Source organism: Pseudomonas sp. NBRC 111138, assembly GCF_001320835.1.
In the GTDB taxonomy this organism is placed as follows: Bacteria; Pseudomonadota; Gammaproteobacteria; order Pseudomonadales; family Pseudomonadaceae; genus Aquipseudomonas; species Aquipseudomonas paracarnis.
On sequence record NZ_BCBO01000068.1, the window covers coordinates 24,050 to 49,366 of the forward strand.

General features: G+C 61.2%; 24 protein-coding genes, 1 other RNA gene and 1 pseudogene. 8 read left to right on the forward strand and 18 right to left on the reverse strand.

Features of this window, described 5'->3' with window-relative positions; genetic code table 11:
- Positions 1 to 7: 7 nt before the first annotated feature.
- The 15 genes from APH41_RS12390 to rsmI all read right to left on the reverse strand — a co-directional run bounded on the left by APH41_RS12390 (position 8) and on the right by rsmI (position 15,959).
- The gene (locus APH41_RS12390) at positions 8 to 877 is read right to left on the reverse strand and encodes a cell division protein FtsQ/DivIB (RefSeq protein ID WP_019816943.1); all 870 of its coding nucleotides are present in this window, start codon (positions 875 to 877) and stop codon (positions 8 to 10) included.
- Positions 878 to 881: 4 nt separating this feature from the next.
- Positions 882 to 1,838, reverse strand: coding sequence for a D-alanine--D-alanine ligase (locus APH41_RS12395; RefSeq protein ID WP_014716974.1), 957 nt, complete (start codon positions 1,836 to 1,838; stop codon positions 882 to 884).
- Positions 1,835 to 3,283: a UDP-N-acetylmuramate--L-alanine ligase gene (murC, locus tag APH41_RS12400; protein ID WP_003188677.1), complete on the reverse strand. Its 1,449-nt coding sequence runs from the start codon at positions 3,281 to 3,283 to the stop codon at positions 1,835 to 1,837. Before murC ends, APH41_RS12395 begins: the two co-directional genes overlap by 4 nt.
- Entirely contained in the window at positions 3,276 to 4,346 is a 1,071-nt protein-coding gene (gene murG / locus APH41_RS12405) for an undecaprenyldiphospho-muramoylpentapeptide beta-N-acetylglucosaminyltransferase (protein ID WP_003188675.1), read from the reverse strand. Before murG ends, murC begins: the two co-directional genes overlap by 8 nt.
- Positions 4,336 to 5,559 carry a putative lipid II flippase FtsW gene (gene ftsW, locus APH41_RS12410; protein WP_003188673.1) on the reverse strand — a complete coding sequence of 408 codons (1,224 nt, stop codon included), beginning with the start codon at positions 5,557 to 5,559 and terminating at the stop codon, positions 4,336 to 4,338. The genes murG and ftsW overlap by 11 nt, the downstream gene beginning before the upstream one ends.
- The gene (murD, locus tag APH41_RS12415) at positions 5,556 to 6,902 is read right to left on the reverse strand and encodes a UDP-N-acetylmuramoyl-L-alanine--D-glutamate ligase (protein WP_054919282.1); all 1,347 of its coding nucleotides are present in this window, start codon (positions 6,900 to 6,902) and stop codon (positions 5,556 to 5,558) included. Before murD ends, ftsW begins: the two co-directional genes overlap by 4 nt.
- 6 nt (positions 6,903 to 6,908) lie before the next feature.
- Positions 6,909 to 7,991 (reverse strand): phospho-N-acetylmuramoyl-pentapeptide-transferase, encoded by a 1,083-nt coding sequence (mraY, locus tag APH41_RS12420; protein WP_003188670.1) that lies wholly within the window; start codon positions 7,989 to 7,991, stop codon positions 6,909 to 6,911.
- Positions 7,991 to 9,361 (reverse strand): UDP-N-acetylmuramoyl-tripeptide--D-alanyl-D-alanine ligase, encoded by a 1,371-nt coding sequence (gene murF, locus APH41_RS12425; RefSeq protein ID WP_054919285.1) that lies wholly within the window; start codon positions 9,359 to 9,361, stop codon positions 7,991 to 7,993. Before murF ends, mraY begins: the two co-directional genes overlap by 1 nt.
- The gene (locus APH41_RS12430; RefSeq protein WP_054919287.1) at positions 9,354 to 10,817 is read right to left on the reverse strand and encodes a UDP-N-acetylmuramoyl-L-alanyl-D-glutamate--2,6-diaminopimelate ligase; all 1,464 of its coding nucleotides are present in this window, start codon (positions 10,815 to 10,817) and stop codon (positions 9,354 to 9,356) included. Before APH41_RS12430 ends, murF begins: the two co-directional genes overlap by 8 nt.
- Positions 10,817 to 12,559 (reverse strand): penicillin-binding protein 2, encoded by a 1,743-nt coding sequence (locus APH41_RS12435; protein WP_177333564.1) that lies wholly within the window; start codon positions 12,557 to 12,559, stop codon positions 10,817 to 10,819. Before APH41_RS12435 ends, APH41_RS12430 begins: the two co-directional genes overlap by 1 nt.
- Positions 12,559 to 12,852, reverse strand: a complete 294-nt coding sequence (gene ftsL / locus APH41_RS12440; RefSeq protein ID WP_003188663.1) for a cell division protein FtsL — start codon at positions 12,850 to 12,852, stop codon at positions 12,559 to 12,561. The genes APH41_RS12435 and ftsL overlap by 1 nt, the downstream gene beginning before the upstream one ends.
- Positions 12,849 to 13,796 (reverse strand): 16S rRNA (cytosine(1402)-N(4))-methyltransferase RsmH, encoded by a 948-nt coding sequence (rsmH, locus tag APH41_RS12445; protein ID WP_054919293.1) that lies wholly within the window; start codon positions 13,794 to 13,796, stop codon positions 12,849 to 12,851. Before rsmH ends, ftsL begins: the two co-directional genes overlap by 4 nt.
- Positions 13,793 to 14,248: a division/cell wall cluster transcriptional repressor MraZ gene (mraZ, locus tag APH41_RS12450; protein ID WP_004371993.1), complete on the reverse strand. Its 456-nt coding sequence runs from the start codon at positions 14,246 to 14,248 to the stop codon at positions 13,793 to 13,795. The genes rsmH and mraZ overlap by 4 nt, the downstream gene beginning before the upstream one ends.
- Positions 14,249 to 14,603: 355 nt before the next feature.
- Positions 14,604 to 14,957: RNase P RNA component class A (rnpB, locus tag APH41_RS12560), an RNA gene on the reverse strand.
- Between the two features lie 96 nt (positions 14,958 to 15,053).
- On the reverse strand, positions 15,054 to 15,959 hold the full coding sequence (gene rsmI, locus APH41_RS12455) for a 16S rRNA (cytidine(1402)-2'-O)-methyltransferase (RefSeq protein ID WP_087149550.1): 906 nt from the start codon (positions 15,957 to 15,959) through the stop codon (positions 15,054 to 15,056).
- Between the two features lie 176 nt (positions 15,960 to 16,135).
- On the opposite strand from rsmI, the gene APH41_RS12460 reads away from it, so the two are divergent.
- The 4 genes from APH41_RS12460 (at position 16,136) to APH41_RS12475 (ending at position 19,583) form a co-directional block, all read left to right on the forward strand.
- Positions 16,136 to 17,947, forward strand: coding sequence for a penicillin-binding protein activator (locus APH41_RS12460; RefSeq protein ID WP_054919296.1), 1,812 nt, complete (start codon positions 16,136 to 16,138; stop codon positions 17,945 to 17,947).
- A complete protein-coding gene (locus APH41_RS12465) occupies positions 17,947 to 18,318 on the forward strand; it encodes a YraN family protein (RefSeq protein WP_054898902.1) in 372 nt (123 codons plus the stop codon). Before APH41_RS12460 ends, APH41_RS12465 begins: the two co-directional genes overlap by 1 nt.
- 93 nt (positions 18,319 to 18,411) lie before the next feature.
- Positions 18,412 to 19,005, forward strand: a complete 594-nt coding sequence (locus tag APH41_RS12470) for a phosphoheptose isomerase (RefSeq protein WP_007904374.1) — start codon at positions 18,412 to 18,414, stop codon at positions 19,003 to 19,005.
- Positions 19,002 to 19,583 carry a BON domain-containing protein gene (locus APH41_RS12475; RefSeq protein WP_003188655.1) on the forward strand — a complete coding sequence of 194 codons (582 nt, stop codon included), beginning with the start codon at positions 19,002 to 19,004 and terminating at the stop codon, positions 19,581 to 19,583. The genes APH41_RS12470 and APH41_RS12475 overlap by 4 nt, the downstream gene beginning before the upstream one ends.
- A gap of 202 nt (positions 19,584 to 19,785) precedes the next feature.
- Here the strand turns inward: APH41_RS12475 and APH41_RS28120 are convergent.
- The 3 genes and pseudogenes from APH41_RS28120 to APH41_RS12485 all read right to left on the reverse strand — a co-directional run.
- Positions 19,786 to 19,944, reverse strand: a pseudogene (locus APH41_RS28120) (cell envelope biogenesis protein OmpA); the annotation flags it as partial.
- 184 nt (positions 19,945 to 20,128) lie between these two features.
- Positions 20,129 to 20,899 carry an OmpA family lipoprotein gene (locus tag APH41_RS12480; RefSeq protein ID WP_019816951.1) on the reverse strand — a complete coding sequence of 257 codons (771 nt, stop codon included), beginning with the start codon at positions 20,897 to 20,899 and terminating at the stop codon, positions 20,129 to 20,131.
- Positions 20,900 to 21,077: 178 nt separating this feature from the next.
- A complete protein-coding gene (locus APH41_RS12485; protein ID WP_054919299.1) occupies positions 21,078 to 21,722 on the reverse strand; it encodes an MBL fold metallo-hydrolase in 645 nt (214 codons plus the stop codon).
- A gap of 155 nt (positions 21,723 to 21,877) precedes the next feature.
- On the opposite strand from APH41_RS12485, the gene APH41_RS12490 reads away from it, so the two are divergent.
- The 4 genes from APH41_RS12490 to APH41_RS12505 are packed head-to-tail and all read left to right on the forward strand — an operon-like array spanning position 21,878 to position 25,311.
- Positions 21,878 to 22,468, forward strand: a complete 591-nt coding sequence (locus APH41_RS12490) for a paraquat-inducible protein A (RefSeq protein ID WP_054919303.1) — start codon at positions 21,878 to 21,880, stop codon at positions 22,466 to 22,468.
- The gene (locus tag APH41_RS12495; protein WP_054919304.1) at positions 22,465 to 23,109 is read left to right on the forward strand and encodes a paraquat-inducible protein A; all 645 of its coding nucleotides are present in this window, start codon (positions 22,465 to 22,467) and stop codon (positions 23,107 to 23,109) included. Before APH41_RS12490 ends, APH41_RS12495 begins: the two co-directional genes overlap by 4 nt.
- Positions 23,090 to 24,739 carry an intermembrane transport protein PqiB gene (locus APH41_RS12500; RefSeq protein ID WP_054897006.1) on the forward strand — a complete coding sequence of 550 codons (1,650 nt, stop codon included), beginning with the start codon at positions 23,090 to 23,092 and terminating at the stop codon, positions 24,737 to 24,739. Before APH41_RS12495 ends, APH41_RS12500 begins: the two co-directional genes overlap by 20 nt.
- Positions 24,740 to 24,753: 14 nt before the next feature.
- A complete protein-coding gene (locus tag APH41_RS12505) occupies positions 24,754 to 25,311 on the forward strand; it encodes a membrane integrity-associated transporter subunit PqiC (RefSeq protein WP_054919306.1) in 558 nt (185 codons plus the stop codon).
- The last annotated feature ends 6 nt before the right edge of the window (positions 25,312 to 25,317 follow it).

Sequence of the window (25,317 nt, forward strand, 5' to 3'; positions counted from 1 at the left end):
CCTCTTCTTAATTCTTCGCGACAGCGGGTTGTGCTGCCGTGGGCGCAGCCGGTGTACGCCAGCCGACGGCCAGGCCGTTGGCGTAACGCAGGTCGACGCTCGCAATGTTCGTAATCTGTTCTTTCAAGGTTTTTTCATAGATGGCAATAAAGCGGCGCATCTTTTCCACCAAGCGGTCGCGTCCCAGCAACAACTCGATGCCCGGGCCGGAACTGCCTGCCCCGGTCGTCAAAAACCAGCTGCCCCGCTCACGCAATTCCAGGCGTGCAATGGAGAAGCCCAGTGGCCGCAGCATCTGGCTCAAGGCCTGGTACTGCTGCATCACTTGCTGCTGCGCCCGCTGCGGCCCGAACAGCTGCGGCAGGTGTTCATAGTTGGCCAGCTCACGCGGAGTGAACGCCTGGCCCTGGTTGTTCAACAGCGCTTCATCGCCCCAACGGGCCACGGGCAGTTGTTCTTCCAGGCGGATCGTGACCTGGTCCGGCCATACCCGGCGAACTTCGGCGTGGGCGATCCACGGCATCTGTTCCAGCTCCGAGCGCATGCCGGCCAGGTCGATGGTAAAGAAGCTCGCCGCCAGGTATGGGCCGATGCGCTGCTGTACCGCTTGCTGGCTGATGTAGCTCAAGTCGCCCTGCACGCTGATCTTGGTGATCGGCCGGTCGGCATACGGCAACAGACGCTGCGCGCCTTCGTACGTGCCAAAGCCCAGCACCACCAGCAGCACCGGCCAGAACAGCGCCTTGATAAAACCAAAGTTGGCTTTTGGCAGGCGCGCCGACATCGGCTCTTTAGCCACCATTCGGCTTGCACCCCGTGGCACCGGCTTGCGGCTCGGTGCTTGTGGGGGCTGATGACGAAGCGATGCGCCGTTCATGTGTTTAGCCTCTTGGCTCAATGCTGTCGGCCAGGATCGCCAGCACTAACTGCTGGAAATCCAGACCGGCGGCACGGGCTGCCATGGGAACCAGGCTGTGGTCGGTCATGCCCGGTGCGGTGTTGACTTCAAGGAACCAGAAATTCCCTTGGTCATCCTGCATCACGTCTGCCCGCGCCCAACCGGCGATACCCAGCGCCTCACAGGCTTTCGCCGTGAGGTCCATCAATTCCTGTTCCTTGGTTGCTTCGAGCCCACACGGGATCCGGTACTGAGTATCGGAAGCCAGGTACTTGGCGTCGTAGTCATAAAAGGTGTGGGGCGTGCCCAAAGCGATGGGCGGCAATACCTGGCCACGCAGGGTGGCGATGGTGTACTCGGGACCGGAAATCCACTGTTCCACCAACACTTGCGAATCGTAGGTACTTGCCGCTTTCCATGCGTCGATCAATTCGGCGGCCGAGTTCACTTTGGCCATGCCGATACTGGAGCCTTCATGGGCTGGTTTGACGATCAAAGGCAGGCCCAGTTCCTTGGCCGCAGAAATACAATCGTCTTCACTGCACAGTACGGCGTGACGTGGGGTCGGAATGCCCAGGCTGTGCCACACCTGCTTGGTGCGCAACTTGTCCATCGCCAAGGCCGACGCGAGGATGCCGCTGCCGGTGTAAGGGATGCCGGCGCATTCGAGCAGGCCCTGCATGCTGCCGTCTTCACCGCCGCGGCCGTGAAGAATGAGAAAGGCACGGTCGATCTTCTCGGCCTGCAGGCGGGCAAGGAAGTCATCGCCCACATCGATACCGAAGGCATTCACGCCAGCACTTTGCAGCGCCTCAAGCACCGCATTGCCGGACTTGAGCGACACTTCGCGCTCGGCGCTCTTGCCGCCGAACAACACGGCCACGCGACCGAAGTCGGCAGGCGCAAGGGTGGAAAACAGGGAGCCGTAATCAGTGGTCATTTCGACTTCCCCTTGGCGGCGGCTGCAAACAGCGGGCTCGCCAGCAATTTGGGCGCAAGGCCACCGATATCACCGGCCCCCTGGCACAGCAGAATGTCGCCGGCACGCAGCAGCGGCTTGACGATAGGCGCCAGGTCCACACCACGCTCGATGTAGATCGGGTCCAACTGGCCGCGCTGGCGGATGCTGTTGCACAGCTTGCGGCTGTCAGCGCCCGGGATCGGTTCTTCACCGGCCGGGTAGACTTCCATCAGCAGCAGCACGTTGGCATCGGCCAGTACATTGACGAAATCGTCGTACAGGTCGCGGGTGCGGCTGTAGCGGTGCGGCTGGTACACCATCACCAGCCGGCGCTCCGGCCAACCACCGCGCACGGCCTTGATAACGGCCGCAACTTCGGTCGGGTGGTGCCCGTAGTCGTCCACCAGCATCACGTCACCGCCTTCGACCGGCAGTTGGCCGTAGACCTGGAAGCGACGGCCCACACCGGCAAAGCGCGACAGGCCCTCGACGATGGCTTCATCGCTGACGCCTTCATCGGTGGCAATGCAGATGGTCGCCAAAGAGTTCAGCACGTTGTGATTGCCCGGCATGTTCACCGACACGTCCAGAGGCTCGCGATCGGGGCGCAGCACGGTGAAGAAGGTTTGCATGCCTTCCTGGCGCACATTGATTGCGCGCACGTCGGCGTCTTCGCTGAAGCCGTAGGTCACGGTAGGGCGTTTGACCTGGGGCAGGATTTCACGCACCACCGGGTCGTCCAGGCACACCACCGCCAACCCGTAGAACGGCAGGTTGTGCAGGAAGTCGACGAAGGTTTTCTTCAACTTGTTGAAGTCGCCGTCGTAGGTCGCCATGTGGTCTTCGTCGATGTTGGTGACGACGGCAACCAGCGGTTGCAGGTGCAGGAAGCTCGCGTCACTTTCATCGGCTTCGGCGATCAGGTAGCGGCTGGTACCCAGTTGGGCATTGGTGCCAGCTGCATTCAGGCGGCCACCGATGACGAAGGTCGGGTCCAGGCCACCGGCGGCGAACACCGAGGCGATCAGGCTGGTGGTGGTGGTCTTGCCATGGGTACCGGCCACGGCGATGCCGTGGCGATAGCGCATCAGCTCGGCAAGCATCTCGGCACGCGGTACCACAGGGATACGGCGCTCAAGGGCGGTGGCCACTTCCGGGTTGGACGTATTCACGGCGCTGGACACCACCAGCACGTCAGCCTCGGCGGCGTTCTCGGCACGGTGGCCGATGAAGATCTGTGCGCCAAAGGACTTCAGGCGCTCGGTGACCGGCGACTCTTTCAAGTCCGAGCCGGACACCTGGTAGCCCAGGTTCAGCAACACTTCGGCAATCCCGCACATGCCCACGCCACCGATACCGACGAAGTGAATACGACGGATGCGGCGCATCTCGGGTTGCGGCATGGCTTTCTGATTCTCAACCATGGGCCACCTCCAGGCAGATATCGACCACGGTGCGGGTTGCGTCAGGTTTGGCCAGGCGGCTTGCGGTGCTCGCCATGCTGTTGAGTCGTTCCGGTTGCATCAAAACCTCGGTCAGGCGTGCGGCCAAATCGGCGGCGCCAGTCGTTCTTTGCGGCAGCAGGAAGGCAGCGCCCTCCCCGGCCAAATATTCGGCGTTGCGGGTCTGGTGATCGTCGATGGCGTGGGGCAAAGGCACCAGCAAGGACGGCAGACCGGCGGCCGCCAGTTCACTGACGGTCAGCGCACCAGCGCGGCAGACCACCAGGTCGGCCCAGCCATAGGCTTGGGCCATGTCTTTGATGAAGGGCTGTACATTGGCCTCTACACCGGCCTCGCGATAACGCGCGGCGGTGACTTCATCGTGGTTCTTGCCGGCCTGGTGGAAGATCTCCGGGCGCACATCCTCAGGAAGTTGCGCAACGGCTTCAGGCAGCAATTTATTCAGTGGCTCGGCACCCAGGCTTCCGCCCAGGATCAGCAGGTGAGCCTTGCGCCCGGCCAGCGCGTCACGCGCAATGGCCATGAACAGTTCGGTACGCACCGGGTTACCGGTGGTGCGAAGCTTGTCGGAGGCGGCGAAGGTTTTCGGAAAGGCTTCACACACCCGCGCGGCCAATGGCACCAGCAGGCGGTTGGCGGTACCGGCGACGGCGTTCTGTTCATGGACGATCACCGGCACGCCCGCGAGTTTCGCCGCAACGCCACCAGGGCCGGTCACATAACCACCAAAGCCAAGCACACACACCGGCTTCAACTCGCGAATGATCTTGCGCGCCTGCATGACCGCCTTGAGCAACACGAACGGCGCCTTGAGCAATGACAACTTGCTCTTGCCGCGCAACCCGGTGACGTTGATCAAATGCAGCGGCAAACCGGCATTGGGCACCAATTCGTTTTCGATGCCACGGGGCGTACCCAGCCAGTGCACGGTGTAGCCACGGTTCTGGAATTCACGGGCGCAGGCCAGGGCCGGGAACACATGCCCCCCGGTACCGCCCGCCATGATCAGCACGTTAGCGCCCATGAGTCGGCTCCTCGGCGAAGTCGCTCTCGCTGAACTCCATCTCTTCGCTGCCCAGGTGGGTGCGACTCTCCCACTCGATACGCAGCAACAACCCGAGACAGGCGCAGCAAATCACCAACGAGCTGCCGCCGTAACTGAGGAACGGCAAGGTCAGGCCCTTGGTCGGCAGCAGGCCGACGTTCACGCCGATGTTGATCAGGAACTGGCCGATCCACAGGAAGGCCAACCCATAGGCAACGTAGGCGGCGAAGAACTGCTTGGCCTTCTCGGCCCACAAGCCGATGTACATGGCGCGCACACAGACGAATACAAACAGAGCCACGGTGCACAGCGAGCCCACCACACCCAACTCTTCGGCCAATACCGAGAACACGAAGTCGGTGTGGGCTTCCGGCAGGTAGAACTGCTTCTGCACACTGTTGCCCAGGCCCACACCCAGCCACTCGCCTCGACCGAAGGCAATCAGCGCCTGGGTCAACTGGTAGCCGGAGCCGAACTGGTCGGACCAGGGGTCGGTAAAAGTAATCAGACGCGCCATCCGGTAGGGTTGCGCCTGCACCAGGATGGTCACGGCCGCGACTGCCAGCACCACCATCAAGGTGAAGCGGAACAGCCCGACCCCACCCAGGAACAGCATCGCGGCGGCGGCGCCCATCATCACGACCGTGGCCCCGAAGTCGGGCTCCATCAGCAGCAGGCCAGCCATGGGCAGCAGCACGATGAACGGCTTGAAGAAGCCCATCCAGCTTTCGCGTACTTCTTTCTGACGGCGCACCAGGTAACCGGCGAGGTAGATCACCACGAACACCTTGGCGATTTCCGAAGGCTGCACGTTGAACGCGCCGAAGCCGATCCAGCGCATCGAACCGTTCACCTCGCGGCCAATGCCCGGGACGATCACCATGACCAGCAAGCCGAACGCACCGATCAGCATCAGCCAACCCAGACGCTGCCAGGTGGCAATCGGAATCATCATGGTGACGATGCAGGCGCCCAGGCCGATCACCAGGTACACCAGGTGGCGGATCATCATGTACAGCGTGTTGCCCGACTGCACGGCAGCCACTTCGGAGGACGCCGAAGTGATCATCACCAGGCCCAGGCCGAGCAGCGCCAGGCAACCGGCGAGCATAGGGAAATCAAGGTCAATGCCGCGCCCGGTAATGATCGGCGACGGGTATGGCTTGATGATGTTTCTCAGGTTGAGGCTCATGCCAAAGCCTCCACGGCGCGAGCGAACAGTTGGCCGCGCTCTTCATAGTTCTTGAACATGTCGAAGCTGGCGCACGCGGGCGACAGCAACACCGCATCGCCAGGCTGGGCCAGGGCTTTGCTCTGGGCAATGGCATCATCCAGGGAAGCTGCGCGTACTTGCGGTACAGCGTCACCGAGGGCGGCGGCGATCAGGTCCGAATCGCGGCCCATCAGCACCACGGCGCGGCAATGGGCGGCGACTGGCGCTTTAAGGTCCTTGAAGTCGGCGCCCTTGCCATCACCACCGGCGATCAGCACCAGCTTGCCGTCGATATCGGCACCCAGGCCTTCGATGGCCGCCAGGGCTGCACCGACGTTGGTGGCTTTGGAGTCGTTGTAATAGCTGACTTCATTGAGGTCGCGCACCCACTGGCAGCGATGCTCAAGCCCGGCAAACGTGCGCAGGCTGGCGAGCATGGCGTCGAATGGCAGGCCAACCGCGTGACCGAGTGCCAAGGCCGCCAGGGCATTGGACTGGTTGTGTGCGCCACGGATTTTCAGTTCGCGTACCGGCATCAGGTTCTGGAATTCGAACGCCAGGTACTTCTCGCCGTTCTCTTCACGAATGCCGAAGCCTTTGAAGTCCGGTTTGCCCAAACCGAAGGTCCAGCAGGGCATGCCCTCGCCCATCAGCGGACGGCTCAGGGCATCCTGGCGGTTGACGACAAATTGCCTGGCGCCCCGGAAGATTCGGTGCTTGGCCAGGTGATAAGCCGGCAGGCCGCTGTAGCGGTCCATATGGTCTTCGCTGACGTTCAATACCGTCGCCACTTCAGCGCCCAGGTCGTGGGTGGTTTCCAGCTGGAAGCTCGACAATTCCATCACATACAGCTCGACGTCGTCGCTGAGCAGGTCCAGAGCCGGCACGCCAAGATTGCCGCCGACGGCCACACGCTTGCCCGCCGCCGCTGCCATCTCGCCGACCAGAGTGGTAACGGTGCTTTTGGCGTTGGAACCGCTGATGGCCACGATCGGCGCCTTCGCGTTGCGTGCGAACAGGTCGATATCGCCAGACAGCTTCACGCCACGGGCCGCAGCTGCTTGCAGGGCCGGTGTCGCCAGGGCCAGGCCCGGGCTCACGTAGAGCTCGTCGGCACGACACAGAAACTCGACATCCAGCTCGCCACAACGCACTTCCACGTGCGGGTAGTCACGGCGCAGCGTGACCAGCTCCGGTGGATTTTCCCGCGTATCGGCCACGGCAAACGACGTGCCCCGGTTCGCCAGGAAGCGAACCAGGGACATGCCGCTCTTGCCGAGGCCGACAACGATGCGGAAGTGGTCTGAAGCGATCAAGGACACTCGTTTCTACCTCAGTTTCAGGGTGGCAAGGCCGACCAGTACCAGAATCACGGTGATGATCCAGAAGCGGACAATCACGCGTGGCTCAGGCCAGCCCTTGAGTTCAAAGTGGTGGTGAATCGGCGCCATGCGGAACACGCGGCGCCCGGTCAACTTGAAGGACGCCACCTGGATGACCACCGACAGGGTTTCCATCACGAACACACCGCCCATGATGAACAGCACGATTTCCTGGCGAACGATCACCGCGATGGTGCCCAAGGCTGCGCCCAGCGCCAGTGCGCCGACGTCGCCCATGAAGACTTGTGCCGGGTAGGTGTTGAACCACAGGAACCCCAGGCCGGCACCGATCAAGGCGCCGCAGAACACGATCAACTCACCGGCGCCCGGTACATAGGGAATCAGCAGGTATTCAGCGAACTTCACGTTACCCGAGAGGTAGCAGAAGATGCCGAGCGCACCGCCCACCATCACCGTCGGCATGATCGCCAGGCCGTCGAGGCCGTCGGTCAGGTTCACCGCGTTGCTGGAGCCGACGATCACGAAGTAGGTCAGCACCACAAAGCCCACACCCAGCGGGATGCTCACATCCTTGAGCATCGGGATGATCAAGGTGGTTTCCACGGCACTCGGCGCGGTGGTGTACAGGAAGATCGCCGCAGCGAGGCCGAACACCGACTGCCAGAAATACTTCCAGCGGCTTGGCAGCCCCTTGGAGTTTTTCTCGATCACTTTGCGGTAGTCATCCACCCAGCCGATGGCACCGAACAGCAGGGTCACCAGCAACACCACCCACACGTAGCGGTTATGCAGGTCGGCCCAGAGCAAGGTGCTGACGCCGATGGACGACAGGATCAGCGCACCGCCCATGGTCGGCGTGCCGGACTTGGACAGGTGCGACTGCGGGCCGTCGTTACGAACCGATTGACCAATTTGCAGGTTCTGCAGGGTGCGGATCATCCACGGCCCCAGGAACAGTGACAAAGACAGCGCGGTCAGCACACCCAGGATCCCGCGCAGGGTCAGGTACTGGAAGACCGCGAAGCCTTTGTGGAACTGTTGCAGATACTCAGCCAGCAGCAGCAGCATTAATGTTTCTCCGTACTTGAGCCACACAAGGCTGCGACGACGTTTTCCATCACCGCGCTGCGCGATCCCTTGATCAAAATGGTTGTGTGTTTGTCATGTTCAGCCGCCGTCAACGCCTGGATCAGCTCGGCCTGGCTCGGGAAATGCCGCGCGCCAGGGCCGAAAGCGTTGACCGCATGGGCCATGTTTGTGCCAACGGCGTAGAGCGCGTCCACTTTGCCGGCGGCATAGGCGCCGACTTCACGGTGGCCCTGTTCAGCCCAATCGCCCAATTCGCCGATATCGCCCAGCACCAGCACCTTGCGCCCATCAAAGCCTTTGAGCAGGTCCACAGCGGCATTGATGGAGGACGGGTTGGCGTTGTAAGTGTCATCAATCACGCGCATGCCGTTGCCAGCCAGTTGCGCCACGGTGCGGCCCTTGACCGGCTGCACCGCGCCCAGGCCGGTGGCAATACCGAACAGCGACACACCCAGGGCATGGGCGGCAGCGGCGGCGGCCAAGGCGTTGGCGACGTTGTGGTTGCCCAGCAGGTTCAACTGCACGTGCTCATCACCTTGCGGGGTGTGCAAGGTGAAGGACGGGCAGCCACGGGCATCGACATTGATGTTGGAGGCGTGAAAATCGGCTGCAGCATTCAGCACTGCAAACGTCAGGACCTTGCGACCGGCGGCGCGTACACGCCAGGTCTCGAACGCCTTGTCATCCAGGTTCAGTACCGCAGTGCCCGAGGCGTCGAGGCCCTCAAGGATTTCGCCCTTGGCTTCGACGATTTTTTCCGGGCCGCCGAACTCACCGACATGGGCGGTACCGGCGTTGTTGATGATCGCCACGTGAGGCTGGGTCAGCGCCACGGTGTAGGCGATTTCGCCGATGCGCGAAGCCCCCAGTTCAATCACTGCCGCCGTGTGTTCCGGGGCCAGTTCGAGCAGGGTCAGCGGTGCGCCGAAATCATTGTTCAGGTTGCCACGGGTCGCGAGTACCGGCCCGCGCGTACGCAAGACGCCAGCAAGCAGTTCCTTGACCGTGGTCTTGCCGCTGGAACCGGTAATGGCCGCCACCGGCTTATCAAAAGCAGCACGGTTAAGCGCACCCAGTTGGCCCAGGGCCAGGCGGGTGTCGGCTACCAGCAATTGCGGCAAGGCAGAATCGGCCACTTCACGCTGTACCAAGGCACCGACGGCACCTTTGGCGGCAACGTCGTTGAGGTAGTCGTGACCATCGAAACGCGGGCCGGCCAGGGCGACAAACAGCTGCCCCGGCTGGATGTTACGACTGTCGATACTGACGCCGGTGAATGTGCAGTCGTTCGACAGCACACGGGCCGACAGAGCCTGGGCCAGTTCGCTGAACGTCATCGCCTTAAGCATGGGCGACCTCCCAGGCGGTCAGGGCGTGATCCGCCTCGACCAGATCGGAGAAGGCATGGCGTTCACCGTTGATTTCCTGATAGTCCTCGTGACCTTTACCCGCGAGCACCACTACGTCGTCCGCGCCGGCACTGGCGATCAACTGGGCAATGGCGGCGCCGCGACCAGCCACAAAAGTGACGTTGGAGGCGTCTTTGAAACCGACACGGATGTCGTCGAAAATCTGGCTCGGGTCTTCGCTGCGCGGGTTATCGTCGGTGACGAGTACGCCATCGGCCAAGCGCTCGACAATTTCGGCCATCAACGGGCGCTTGCCGCGATCGCGATCACCGCCGCAACCGAACAGGCAAAGCAGTTTGCCTTTGGCATGTGGGCGCAGCGCTTCGAGGACTTTTTCCAGGGCATCCGGGGTGTGGGCGTAATCGACCACCACCAACGGTTGCGTGCCGCCACCCAGGCGCTGCATGCGACCGGCCGGGCCTTCCAGCTTCGGCAATACCCGCAGGATTTCATCCAGGGCGTAGTCCAGGCCCAGCAGTGCACCGATAGCGGCGAGCACGTTGCTCAGGTTGAACCGCCCGAGCAAGGTGCTGCGCAAGTGGTGCTCGCCCTGCGGCGTCACCAATGTGGCGCGCACGCCTTCATCATTGAATTGGGCTTCGCGGCAATACAGGTAGGCACTGGCATCTTGCAGGCTATAGCTGATCAGGCGCGCGTCGCTCCCTTCGCCCGCCAGTTGGCGGCCGAATGCGTCGTCGAGGTTGACCACCCGGCACTTCAGGTCATTCCAGGCAAACAGCTTGGCCTTGGCGGCGGCGTACGCCTCCATGGTGCCGTGGTAGTCGAGGTGATCGCGGGACAGGTTGGTCATCACGGCCACGTCAAAAGCCAGTGCGGTGACGCGCCCTTGGTCCAGGCCATGGGAAGACACTTCCATGGCTACCGCCTTGGCACCGGCCTTTTTCAGGTCGGCCAGGGTCGCTTGTACGGCAATCGGGTTTGGCGTGGTGTGCAGGCCGCTTTGCAGCGCGCCATAGAAACCGGTGCCCAGGGTGCCGACGATGCCGCAGTGCTGACCCAGCAGGTCCAAAGCCTGGGCAACCAACTGGGTCACACTGGTCTTGCCGTTGGTGCCAGTCACGCCCACCAGGTTGAGTTGACGGCTCGGGTCACCGTAGAAACGCCCGGCGATGTCGGACAACTGCGCTGCCAGGCCCTTGACCGGAATCAACGGCACATCGGTGATCGGCAGCACGGTGGCGCCTTCCACTTCATAGGCGACCGCAGCCGCACCGCGTTGCAGGGCATCGGCGATATGCGCACGGCCATCGAGCTTGCCGCCAGGTACCGCCAGGAACAGGTCACCGGCGCGTACATTACGGCTATCCAGCGTCAGCTCACGAATCAGCAGATCGTGGCCGGCATGGGCAAAAATCTTGTTCAGGCTAAGAGACATCAGCCGCGCCCTCCATTGGCTTTAACAGCGGCAGCCGGTGGACCAGCGTTGGCTTGTTGCGTCGGCGGCAGGTTGTCCGGCGTGATATTCATCAAGCGCAGGGTGCCGGACATCACTTTGCTGAACACCGGCGCCGAAACCAGGCCGCCGAAGTAGCCGGCTTTACTAGGCTCGTCGATGACCACGACGATGGCATAGCGTGGGTCGCTCATCGGGCCGAAGCCGGCGAACAACGAACGGTAGGAGTTTTCGGCATAGCCCTTGATGCCCACCGAGGTCTTACGCGCCGTACCGGACTTGCCAGCAACGTGGTACGCCGGCACCTGGGCGCGGAATACGCCACGCGGTGCCTCGATCACTTGTTGCAGCATGCCTTGCATGGTCTTGGCGACGTTCTCCGGGATCACTTGGGTGGCTTTTGGCGCTTCGTCGACGTGGATCAGGCTCAGCGGAACCATACGGCCGTTATTGGCCAATACCGAGAACGCGTGGGCCAACTGGATGGCGGTCACCGACAGGCCGTAGCCATAGGAAAGCGTGGCAGTCTCGGCTTTTCTCCACTCGCGGTAGTTCGGCAGGTTACCGACCCGCTCGCCCGGGAAGTCGAGGCCGGTGGGTTGCCCCAGGCCGATCTTTTGCGCCAGGTGATAGATGGTCTCGCCGCCGATATCGAAAGCAACCTTGCTCATGCCGACGTTACTGGAGTTGATCAGGATGCCGGTCAGGTCCAGCACTGGCCCCTCGGTGCGGGACACGTCACGAATGGTGTACTTGCCCAACTGCAAGGTGCCTGGGTAAACCTCGACCTTGTCGCTGGGTTTCCAGCGGCCGGTTTCCAGGGCAGCGCTCATGGAGATGGCTTTCATGGTGGAACCGGGTTCGAACACGTCGATCATCGCGCGGTTACGCATCATCGCCGGCTGCAGGTTGCGACGGTTGTTCGGGTTGTAGGTCGGCTGGTTGACCATGGCAAGGATCTCGCCAGTCTTCACATCCATGATCACCAGACTGCCGGCCTTGGCGCCGTTCTCGATGATCGCGTTACGCAGTTCGCGGTTGGCCAGGTATTGCAGGCGCAGGTCAATCGACAACGCCAAGGGCTTGCCAGCCTTGGCGTTCTTGGTGACCTGGACGTCCTTGATCAGCCTGCCGCGCCGATCCTTGATGACCTGGCGCTTGCCCGGAACCCCAGCCAGCCATTCGTCATAGGCCAGTTCGACCCCTTCGCGGCCGTGGTCATCGATGTCGGTGAAACCCACCATGTGCGCGGTGGTTTCACCGGCCGGGTAGAAACGCCGAAATTCCTCGATGCCGTAGACGCCGGGAATTTTGAGATCGAGCACTTGCTGGCCTTGCTCAGGGGTAAGCCCACGAACCAGGTAGATGAATTCTTTATTGGCCTGGGCTTCCAGGCGTTCGGTCAGGGCCTTGCGGTCCTGCCCGAGGGCAGCGGCCAGTTCAGGCCACTTGTCCTTGGCAACTTGCAGCTCTTTGGCGTTGGCCCACAGGGTGGTCACCGGGGTACTGACGGCCAGAGGCTCGCCGTTACGGTCGGTGATCAGGCCCCGGTGTGCAGGAATCGGGATGTGCCGCAGGCTGCGAGCGTCACCCTGGCCGATCAGGAAGTCGCGGTCGACGACCTGAAGGTCGAAGATGCGCCAGACGATCGCGCCCACCATCAATGCCAGCAAGCCGAGCATCAGGCGAAAGCGCCATGGGTAGAGTGCCCCTTCGAGTTTCATCATGGCGCCACCATGCGAACTTCAGCCGCGCCTGGGATGTGCATCTTCAACTGTTCGGTAGCCAGCACTTCGATACGGCTGTGGGCCGTCCAGGTGCTTTGCTCAAGAATCAACCGGCCCCATTCTGCCTGGGCTTTGTCGCGCACGCTCAATTCCCCGTAAAGGGTATTGAGCAACTGACGGTTCCAGTGGGCGCTGTAGGACACCGCTATCGCGGACACCAGCACGCCGACAAACAGCAGCAACATAAAGAAGCTACCGCCCGGGAGGGGCTTGGCGAAAAGCTTGCTCACCGCAATTTCTCCGCAACACGCATGACGGCGCTACGGGAACGTGGGTTGGCCTTGAGTTCGGCTTCGGAAGCGAACTGCGCTTTGCCATGGATTTTGATTTTCGGCACGAAGGCTTCGAAACGCACCGGCAGGTTACGCGGCAGGTTATCGGACTCGCCCTTTACCAGACGACGCATGAAGAGTTTGACGATGCGGTCTTCCAGGGAGTGGAAGCTGATCACCACCAGGCGACCGCCCACTTCCAAAGCATCCAGAGCGGCTTCGAGGCCGGCTTCCAGATCGCCCAATTCGTTATTAACGTGAATGCGCAACCCTTGGAATGCGCGGGTGGCCGGGCTCTTGCCCTTTTCCCAGGCAGGGTTGGCGACCTTGAGCACTTCGGCCAGGTCAGCGGTGCGTTCGAACGGCTGGATTTCGCGGCGCTCGACCACGGCACGCGCCATTCGACCGGCGAAGCGCTCTTCACCGTATTCCTTGAACACACGGGCGATTTCTTCTACCGGCGCGGTGGCGATGAACTGTGCGGCACTGACCCCACGAGTGGGGTCCATACGCATATCGAGGGGGCCGTCGTTCATGAAGCTGAAGCCGCGCTCCGGGTCGTCGAGCTGTGGCGAAGACACGCCCAGGTCGAGCAGAACCCCGGCCACCTTGCCCGCCATACCGCGCTCGCCGACTTCGGCGCCCAGCTCGGCAAAGCTGCGCTGCACAACGACAAAGCGGCCGTCTTCGGCCGCTAGCGCTTGCCCGGTGGCAATCGCTTGAGGGTCTTTGTCGAACCCGAGGAGTTTGCCGTCGGACCCGAGCTGGCTGAGTATCAACCGGCTATGCCCGCCCCTGCCGAATGTGCCATCGACATAGCAGCCATCGGCACGTACGGCGAGAGCCTCAACGGCTTCGTCAAGCAGTACGGTGATGTGGTTAAAGCCGCTATCAATAGTCACAGGATCAAATCACGCAGTTCATCAGGCATGGCGCCCGGTTGTTGAATAGCAGCCAGGTCCGCTGCAGACACAGCATCCCAGGCATCTTCGTCCCACAATTGGAACTTGTTCAGCTGGCCTACCAGCATTGCGCGCTTGTCGAGCCTGGCGTACTCGCGCAGTCGCGGCGGCACCAGGAAACGACCGCTGCCATCGAGCTCAAGGTCGACGGCATTACCGATCAGCAAACGCTGGAGGCGGCGGTTTTCTTCACGCAATGAAGGCAGCGCGCGCAACTTGGTTTCAATCAACTCCCACTCATCGAGAGGGTAAACACATAAACAGGGGTCAACGGCGTCAATCGTGATGATTAACTGCCCTGAACTTCGCGAAATGAGCTCGTCACGATACCGGCTCGGCATGGCGAGACGGCCTTTTGCATCGAGACTGATAGCGTTAGCTCCGCGAAACACAGATGCGTTTCTCCAAATTTTAGCGTTTTACGTTCAAAAAACCCACTTTGTGCCACTTTCCGCCACTTGCGCACACTATAGGAATGCGCCCACCACACCGTCAAGGCGCGTATTCAAGGAAAAGCCTTACAGAACGGAGATTTAGGAGTGCAAAAGGAGGAGAAACGAGAGTTTGGCGATGTTTTTGACTCAACAACGGCAAATGGCTCAGAGAGCTAGAGGCTAAAGTTAAAGTAATTTATTAAGAGTAAGATTTTTTTGGTATTACGAAGATGCATCTGCCAATGATTTGGCAGGGAGGGATTCTTGCGTTACTACCGGGTTTGCGCACGAGATTCGAACGCAAGGAAAAAAGGTGGAGAGTCGATCTGTAAGCCGGGTTCTGTCTTGAACAGTCATTCGTCTACGATGGCCATCACTGGACATCTTTAGCAACCTACCCGGTCCCAGCGCGGGCCACGCCTTGGGACCCTATTTGGTCTTGCTCCAAGTGGGGTTTACCTAGCCACGAACTGTTGCCAGTCGTGCGGTGCGCTCTTACCGCACCTTTTCACCCTTACCGGCACCGAAGTGCTTAGGCGGTTATTTTCTGTGGCACTTTCCGTAGGCTCACGCCTCCCAGGCATTACCTGGCACTTCGCCCTATGGAGCCCGGACTTTCCTCCCCCCCCTAATTTTCATAGAGGGCAGCGACTGTCCAATCGACTCTCCGCCGCGCAGGTTAACGGCACGGCGGCTTGAGGACAAGTATTAAAAGTGCGGCATTGCCATCACGTTCAGACGAAATACAGATTTGCCCCAGGAACTATTCGGCCTTCTGCTTATCGAGCGCGACCTGATACAACACGTTCTTGCGCACGCCGGTAATTTCCGCTGCCAGGGCGGCGGCGCGCTTGAGTGGCATTTCCTTGAGCAACAAATCGAGGACGCGCATGGCCTCGCTGCCCACCGCATCTTCATTCTCCGGCGCGGTCCAGCCTGCTACCAGCACCACGCATTCTCCACGTTGTTGATTGCTGTCGCCCTCGACAAACGCTCGCAGCTCCTCCAGCGGCAACCCCTTGAGGGTTTCGAAGGTCTTGGTCAACTCTCGGGCCAGCAAGGCCAGGCGCTCACCGCCGAACACCAGCTCCATGTCTTGCAGGCATTCAAGGATACGATGCGGAGCCTCATAGAAGATCAAGGTGCGCGGTTCTTCTTTAAGTGCCTGCAGACGCGCCCGACGCCCTACAGCCTTGGCGGGCAGGAAGCCTTCGAAGATAAAGCGGTCCGAGGGCAACCCGGCGGCCGATAATGCAGCAATCAGCGCGCAGGCTCCCGGAACAGGCACTACATTGATACCTGCGGCACGGGCCTGGCGGACCAAGTGGTAACCAGGATCGGAAATCAGGGGCGTGCCCGCGTCGGAAATCAGCGCGACGTCATCACCCGCCAAAAGACGTGTGATAAAGCGGCTACCCTCTTCACGTTCGTTGTGTTCGTGGCAGGCCGCTAATGGCGTGCTGATACCAAAATGCTGCATCAACCGTTGGGAGTGCCGCGTGTCTTCTGCCGCGATCAATTTCACCTCGCGCAACACTTTCAGCGCCCGGGCACTGATGTCGTCCAGGTTGCCAATGGGCGTCGCCACCACAAAAAGCGAGCCAGCAGTGGAATTCAAAAGACCTGGAGCAGTCAAAGCGCACACCTCGATGGTTGGCAAAAGCCACATTGTAGCGCGTAGACGCCTTGAAAATATGCCATCACGGCCGATGCCGTTTCAGCCACCATTAGCTAAACACAACATTTGCACGACCTAAATCCACGGTTTAACGCCATGAACATCGCGCCTGGGCCAGTGCTTGGGTACACTTCCACGCTAATTTGATCGGTATCAGGAACACTTACATGATCGCTTGCCTGCGGCTGCTCTCCGCCCTCTGCCTCGCTGCCTTGCTGGCTGCTTGCGCCAGTTCGCCCTCCTCCAGTCTTGGCGAACTGCCACGCACGCCCGATGCCAGTATCGAGCAACTGCTCGAACAGGCGACGAACGCCAAGACGCCAGAAAAAGCCGCGTTGCTGCGCCTGAGCGCGGCGGACCTGGCTTACCAGCAGAACAACCCCGGCCGCTCCTCGCAGATCCTTGCGCAAGTGCCCCTGGACGCCCTGAAGCCAGCCGCGCAAGTATTTGCCAGCACCCTGGCCGCAGAACTGGCCATGGGGCGCAACCAGCCCAAGGCGGCTTTGGCAGCGCTGAACCACCCCAGCCTGCAAAGCCTGAAGGAACTGCCGACCGACCAGCAGATCCGCACCGGTACCGTACATGCACGTGCCTATGAAGCCGATGGGCAGACCCTCGCCGCCGCTCGCGAGCGGGTGTCCATGGCGCCCCTGCTGACGGGTGAGGCTGCCAACAGCAACCACGAGGCCATCTGGGTATTGATTGCCGCGTTGCCAGCCGAACAGCTGCAAGCCACTGGCAACCCGACACTCGATGGCTGGATCACCCTGGCCCAGGCGGTCAAGGGCGCCGGTACGCTGGAGCAACAACAAGCCGCCATCGACACCTGGCGCGCACAGAACCCGGGCCACCCGGCTGCAGTGCAACTGCCAGCGCCGCTGACCAAGCTCAAGGAACTGGCCAGCCAGCCCCTGAACAAGATCGCCCTGCTGCTGCCGCAGGAAGGGCCGCTGGCGGCTGTGGGCAAAGCGCTGCGCGAAGGCTTCATGGCGGCTCACTACCAGGCTGAACAAGCCGGGCAGAAGCCACCGGTCATCGAGTTCTATGACAGCTCGCGCCTGGGCTCCCTCGACGACTTCTACGCCAAGGCCCAGGCCGCCGGCGTGCAACTGGTGGTCGGCCCGCTGGAAAAACCGCTGGTCAAGCAACTCAGCGCACGCCCGCAGCTGCCGATCACCACCCTCGCCCTGAACTACAGCGAGACCGATCAAGGCCCGGCGCAGTTGTTCCAGTTCGGCCTGGCCGCTGAAGACGAAGCCCGCGAAGTGTCGCGCCGTGCACGTGCCGACGGCCTGCACCGTGCCGCCGCCATGGTGCCCCGTGGCGAATGGGGCGAGCGCGTCTACAAAGCGTTCCGCCAGGATTGGGAAGCCAATGGCGGCACTGTCATGGGCGTTGAATATGTCGATCAGCCTGTTGCCCTGGCCCAGCAGATCGCCGATCTGTTCCAACTGCGCAAGAGCGAAGGCCGCGCCAAGAGCCTGCAAAGCACAGTAGGCACCGACGTAGCCGCCCAGCCTTCGCGTCGCCAGGACATCGAGTTCATCTTCCTGGCTGTCACGCCACAACTGGCCCAGCAGATCAAGCCGACCCTGAACTTCCAATACGCCGGCGATGTGCCGGTGTACGCAACCTCCCACGTGTTCAGTGCCAGCGGTGACCGTAACCAGTACCTGGACATGACCAACGTGATGTTCTGCGAAACCCCCTGGTTGCTCAACACCACCGACCCACTGCGCAACCAGGTTGCGGCGCAATGGCCGCAAGCCAATGGCAGCCTGGGCCGCCTCTACGCAATGGGCGTCGATGCCTACCGCCTGGCACCACGCCTGGGCCAGCTCAAGGCACTGCCTGACACCCGTGTCGACGGCCTCTCGGGCAACCTGGGCATCAGCGCCAACCAGCGCGTGGACCGCCAGATGCCGTGGGCGAAGTTCGTCGGCGGCGAAATACAGCGCCTGCCCGATACCCCACGCTGATGCCCCAGCGGTCCAGCGCACAAAGCGGCAAGGATGCCGAACTGCATGCGCTCGATTACCTGCAACAACAGGGTCTGCGCCTTCTGGCGCAGAACTGGTTATGTAAACGCGGCGAGCTTGATCTGGTCATGCTTGACGGCGATACAGTAGTATTCGTCGAAGTCCGCTACAGAAAACACGCACAATGGGGTGGCGCGCTCGCCAGTATCGACGAGCGCAAGCGTCAAAAGTTGATACTCGCTGCGCAGTTTTTCCTGCAAAAAGAGCATCACTGGGCTGACCGCCCCTGCCGTTTCGATGTGGTTGCCATGGAAAGCACCCCGTCAGGCACAGCTGATCTGACCTGGCTTAAAAATGCCTTCGACAGCTGATTCGCCGGGCACCCTCACCACTCACTTTTGCTCTTTGCATTGCGGGCTGCACATTACCTGTGCCAAACAGCCGCGCTACTTAAGGTCACACAGATGGACATGCAATCCCGAATTCGCCAGCTTTTCCAGGCCAGCATCGACACCAAGCAACAGGCGATGGACGTACTTGCACCGCACATCGAGCAAGCCAGTCAGGTGATGGTCAATGCCTTGCTCAACGAAGGCAAAATGCTTTCGTGCGGCAACGGTGGTTCGGCCGGCGATGCCCAGCATTTTTCCTCCGAGCTGCTCAACCGTTTCGAACGCGAGCGCCCGAGCCTGCCGGCCATTGCATTGACCACCGACTCGTCGACGATCACTTCGATCGCCAACGACTACAGCTACAACGAAATCTTCTCCAAGCAGATCCGCGCCCTAGGCCAGCCGGGCGATGTATTGCTGGCGATTTCCACCAGCGGCAACTCGGCGAATATTATTCAAGCGATCCAGGCCGCACATGATCGCGAAATGATTGTCGTAGCCTTGACCGGTCGCGACGGCGGCGGCATGGCTTCGCTGCTGCTGCCCGAGGACGTGGAGATTCGCGTCCCGGCCAATGTCACTGCACGTATCCAAGAAGTTCATCTGCTGGCGATCCACTGCCTGTGCGATCTGATCGACAGCCAACTGTTCGGGAGTGAAGAATGACCGTTAATCGCCTCAGTCTTTTGGCCATTACGCTGTGCGTCGCCATCAGCGGCTGCAGCTCGGCTATCACCGCTACACGGGACACTCCTATTCAGGACGACCGGGGCACACGCACCTTCGGCAGCACCATTGATGATTCGCTGATCGAAACCAAGGTCAAGGTCAACGTCGCCAAGGCTGCTACCGACCTGGGCAACGGTGCCTCGCGCATCGTGGTGACCAGCTTCAACGGCGTGGTCCTGCTGGCAGGCCAAACACCCCGCGCCGATCTCAAGGCCCAGGCCGAGCAAGCCGCTGCCGGCGTGCAACGCGTCAAGAAGGTCCACAACGAACTGCAGGTCATGGACCCGATCACTCTGCTGGCCATCAGCAACGATGCCTTGCTGACCACCAAGATCAAGGCCCAGATGCTGACCGACAGTGCAGTGCCAGGCTCGCGAATCAAGATCGTCACCGATAACGGCATCGTCTACATGATGGGCCTGCTGACCCAGGCAGAAGCCACCCGCGCCGCCAACCTGGTGCAAGGTGTGTCGGGCGTACAGAAGATCGTCAAGGTATTCGAATACATCGACTGATGTAGATCGAAGCTGCCTGATCGTTCCCACGCTCTGCGTGGGAACGCATCCCGTGACGCTCCGCGTCACCCCACAAGCCTCGACTTTTGCGCCATCAGTGGGACGCGGAGCGTCCGAGCGGGCATTCCCAGGCAGAGCGTGGGAACGATCAAAAAAGGGCGCCGTGCATTGACTGCACGGCGCCCTTTTTAGTGCCCAGGGTTTACTGGTATTGCTGGTACGGATTGCCCTGGAACTGGTTGTTCTGCTGTGGTGCCTGCTGCTGACCAGGCTGGCCGTATTGCTGGCCAGGGATCGGGCCGAGGTTGACTTCGACGCGACGGTTCTGCGCACGGCCATTCACGTCGGCGTTGCTGGCAATGATCGCTCCCACGCTCTGCGTGGGAACGCATCCCGTGACGCTCCGCGTCACCGCACAAGCCTCGACTTTTGCGCCATCAGTGGGACGCGGAGCGTCCGAGCGGGCATTCCCACGCAGAGCGTGAGAACGATCAAAAAAGGGCGCCGTGCATTGACTGCACGGCGCCCTTTTTAGTGCCCAGGGTTTACTGGTATTGCTGGTACGGATTGCCCTGGAACTGGTTGTTCTGCTGTGGCGCCTGCTGCTGACCAGGCTGGCCGTATTGCTGGCCAGGGATCGGGCCGAGGTTGACTTCGACGCGACGGTTCTGCGCACGGCCATTCACGTCGGCGTTGCTGGCAATCGGGTTATCCGGGCCGGCACCGCGTGCGCTCAGGTTGGCACCATTAACGCCTTGGGAGGTCAGGTAGTTGGCCACGCTCTGCGCACGGCGCTGGGACAGGTCCATATTCAGTTGGCGGCTACCGGTGCTGTCGGTGTAGCCAACGATCTGGATGGTGTTCTGGTTGAACTGCTTGAGAGAGTTGGCCAGGTTGTTCAGCGGCTGGTAGAAGCTGCTGGAGATCGCGTCCGAGTTGGTGGCGAAGGTAATGTTGCCCGGCATGATCAGCTTGATCTGGTCACCCTGGCGCTGCACCTCGACCCCGGTGTTCGCCATGCTTTCACGCAGCTTTTTCTCTTGCTGGTCAGCGTAGTAGCCATAGCCCGCCGCACCGGCACCCGCAACGACTGCGCCAATCAGCGCGCCCTTGCCACGGTTGTTATGGTCGATGGCCGCACCGGCCAATGCACCAGCCAGCGCACCGAGGCCGCCGTACTTGGCGGTTTTGCTCATGCCGCTTTCGGAACCATTGCTGGCCTGTCCCTGGCTGCCGTCATAAGGGTTAGGTGAGGCGCAGCCAGACAACAGGGCTACGGCGGTAGCGACAACAAGCAGACGACGCGGAGTGAACATGAAGGAAGCTCCTACTTTTGCATTCTGTGATGCAGAGGACATTGGCAATGGACCTGTGCCGAGTTTGGAACGCGACAAACGGCAAAAATTCCGTGGAGGGGTGCGTAAAGCATAGCTGTCTTTGGCTCGGGCCTGTGTCTGTGTGTCTGTACCGGCTTGTATCAGAGCCGACAACCCATCACGCACGCACGAAAGGATTCTCCCGCATCTCATCGCCCAGCAAAGTATCCGGCCCATGCCCAGTGACCACCGTCGCGCCCTCGTCCAGCGTATACAAGCGCTGCTTGATCGACCGCACGATCGTCGCCTGGTCGCCGCCCCATAAGTCCGTGCGCCCTACGCCGCGACGAAACAAGGTATCGCCGGCGATCAACAGCTTGGCGTCGGCGAACCAGAAACTCATCGAGCCCGGCGTATGCCCTGGGGTGTGCAAGGCTACGCCACAGCCGCAGGCCAGTTCTTCGTCATGCTCCAGCCAGCGATCCGGCGACGGTACCGGGACGTAGGGCACGCGAAACATCTGGCATTGCATTTCCAGGTTGTCCCATAGAAATTGATCATCTTTGTGCAGATGCAGCGTGGCGCCGGTCTTTTCTTTCAATTGGCCGGAGGCGAGGAAATGATCGAGGTGAGCATGGGTGTGGATAATGCTCACCACCTTCAGGCCCAGCGCATCAAGGCGCGCCAGGATCAACTCGTGATTGCCACCGGGGTCGACTACGATGGCTTTTTTAGTGATCGGGTCGCCAATGATGGTGCAGTTGCACTGCAATGGGCCGACGGGAAAGGTTTCGCGAATCAACAGTTGTTTTTCAATAGTCATGGGTGTCCTGCAAGCTCTCTGGCGCGTTCCAAGTGCAGTATGGTGTAGCTTGGCCCTGCTCTGGAAGGAGTCGATTACGCGGTCCATCCGCTGCTAAGCTACGCAAGCGCCATTGAAATCCCCTGCTGCAGTCAGTCGCATTTGGAGCAACACCCATGGCGAATCAACAGATCATCTGCGAACACTGCGACTGCGTGTACGAGAAAGTCACGCTCGCCAAACATCAAAAAGCCCTGTGTGTGCGTTGTGCTGGCGTGCTGCAGCGCTATAACGGCCTGTCGGTGCAGCAACGCCTCGCCTTGACGGTGACCGCCGCAGTGCTGTGGACCTTTGCCAACTTTTATCCGGTGATGAGCATCAGCCTGCAGGGCTTGAAAAACAGCGCGACGCTCTGGGATTCAGTCGTTGCATTGAGCCTGGGGCCGATCACGTTCATTGCCTTGGTCGCGGCGATTTCCATCATTATCGCGCCGGTGTTTCAGCTGCTGTTGCTGATCTGGGTGCTGAGTTTCGCCTTGGCCGGCAGGCGCTCGCCGGCGTTCAAGCTGTGCATGCGCTGGCTCGAAGCACTCCGACCCTGGAGCATGCTGGAGGTGTGCCTGCTGGGCGCGATGGTCGCGGTGTTCAAGCTGGCCGGCATGCTGGATGTGATCCCTGGCACCGGCCTGTTCGCCTTGGCCGCCCTGAGCCTGTTGCTGATCCGCATTGCCGGGCGCGATGTACGCGACCTGTGGGACACCGTATGAATTCACCGCCCACCGCCCGCGAGCTGAACCTGTGCCTGTGCCATACCTGCGGCCAGCCCTGCGACATGCGCCGTGAGCCCACCGAGTGCGATCGCTGTGGCGCCGCACTGCATCGGCGCAAGGTGCAGTCCCTGACCCGAACCTGGGCCTACATGCTCACCGCCCTCGCCTTTTATGTCCCGGCCAACTTACTGCCGGTGATGAACACCACCATGCTCGGCTCGGGCGCAGACAGCACCATCATGAGTGGCGTGCTGGAGTTCTGGCAGCATGGCGCCTGGGACATTGCGCTGATCATTTTCATCGCCAGCATTGCCGTGCCGGGTATCAAGTTCCTGTCGCTGGGGCTGCTGCTGGTCACCGTGCAGCGTAATAGCCAGTGGGCGCGCAAGGAGCGTTCAAAGCTGTTTCGGTTTATCGAACTGATCGGCTACTGGTCGATGCTCGATGTCATCGTGGTTGCCCTGGTGGCCGCGCTGGTGAAGTTTCAAGCCCTAGGCACGATCGAACCGCGCCTGGGCATTCTGTTTTTTGGCCTGGTGGTAGTGTTTACGATGCTGGCGGCCATGAGTTTTGATCCCCGGCTAATCTGGGAAAATCCACATAACGAGGAGACCTCGGATGAGCTCATCCAAGGCTGACACCCCTGCGGGGCAACCCGTGATCAAGACGCGTCGTTTCAGTGTCTCGCTGGTCTGGATCGTGCCGATTGTCGCCGTACTGGTGGGGATCTCGCTGGTGATTCACAGCGTCATGCAACAAGGGCCGACCATCGTCCTCAACTTCAAGACCGGCAGCGGGCTGGTTGCCAACAAAACCGAGGTCAAATACCGCAACGTGGTGATCGGCCAGGTAACCGCCGTGGCCCTGAGTGATGACCAGAAAAGCGTCAATGCCACCGTCGAGCTGGTCAAACAGGCCGAAAGTTTCACCCGCGAAGATTCAAAATTCTGGGTGGTGCGCCCGCGCATCGGCGCAGGCGGCGTGTCGGGCATCGACACGTTGTTGTCCGGCGACTACATCGGCGCAGACATTGGCCAGTCCGAGACTCGCGCCAAACACTTCACCGGCTTGGAAAACCCGCCGCCCATCACCTACGGCGAGCCGGGCAAGCGCTTCACCCTGCACACCCAGGCCTTGGGCTCCCTGGATATCGGCTCCCCCGTCTATTACCGCAAGATCCCGGTGGGCCAGGTAGTGGCCTATGAGCTGGACAACGAGGGCAAGGGCGTGAATGTCGAAATCTTTGTGCATGCGCCCAATGATGTGTACATCACTGAGAACACGCGTTTCTGGAATGCCAGCGGCGTCGACTTGAGCGTCGGTGCCAATGGCTTCGCGCTGAAAACCGAATCCTTGTCCTCCATGTTGATGGGCGGGATTGCCTTCCAGGCCCCGCCCTACAACCCCAATGACAAACCGGCCGAAGAAAGTCGCAGCTTTGACTTGTTCGAAGACCAGCAAAGCGCCCTCGCCCCGCCCAACGGCAAGGGGCAATACATGGTCCTGCGCTTCGATCAGGCCCTGCGTGGGTTGAAAGTCGACGCGCCGGTGGAGTTCCTCGGCGTCGAGTTCGGCAGGGTTGTATCGATCAACCTGGATTTCGATGCGAAGAAACGCACCTTCCCGGTCAATGTCGGCATCGTGATCTACCCGCAACTGCTCGGCGAGGCCCACACCAAGTTGCTCAAGGCCATGAACAATAACCCTGACGATGAGGCAGCCGGCGTACGCCTGATCGGCACCTTCATCGAAAACGGCCTGCGCGCCCAGGCCCGCAGCGGTAACTTGCTGACCGGCCAGCTGTACATCGCCCTGGACTTCTACCCCAAGGCCGAGAAAGTCGCGTTCGACCCGAACCAGCGCCCCGTGGGCATCCCCACGATCCCGGGCAACCTGGAACAACTGCAAGAGAAGTTCGAAGGCATCGTCAACAAGATCAGCCAACTGCCTGTCGAGCGCATTGCCGGCAACCTCGACGCCAGCCTGGTCGAACTGCGCAAGGGCCTGGCGCAATTCAACGCCAAGACGCTGCCGGGTGTGCAGACGACCTTGGCCGACGTGAGCAAGACCCTGCAATCGGCCAGTTCAACCTTGGCCGAAGACTCGCCGCAGCGTGAACAACTGACCCAGACCCTCGACGAGTTGGGGCGCATGTCGCGCTCCCTGCGCGAGCTTTCGGATTACCTGGGCCGGCATCCGGAGTCGCTGATTCGCGGCCGCCCCGATAACGCCGCACCGACGGACCTGCAAGGGCCACCCCGCAAATGACCATTGGAGCCGCCATGACATTGCCGTTGAAGATCACGTTGCTGAGCGCCCTGCTGCTGCTCGGTGCCTGCCGCAGTGAACCCATCGCCTTTCACACCCTGACCCCGGCGCACTTGAGCCCGAGTACGCGAGCAGAGGCCGGCGGTGTGCGCATTGAGAGCATCAGCGTGCCGCCTCAGGTAGACCGCGCGCAGATCGTTATCCGCCAGGGCGACAGCGGCCTGGCGATTCTTGAAACCCAGTGGTGGGCCGCCACCCTCGCCGATGAACTGAGGAGCGCCTTGGTGGATCAATTAGCCAACAGCAATGCCCGGCAAGCCGTGGCTTTGCGCGTAGACGTGCAGCGGTTTGACTCGGTACCGGGGCAGTACGCATTGCTCGATGTGCGCTGGCGCGTGAGGCAAGTCAATGGCGATCGCCCGGCCTTGACCTGCCGCACCACCTTGCAATCACCTGCCGGGCCGAGCATCGACGAGTTGGTGGTGGCGCATCAGAACAACCTCAAGCGTTTCGCGGCGCTGATCAATCAGACCGTCGACACCTCACTCAAAGGCTGCCCGACCACGCCATAAACCCAG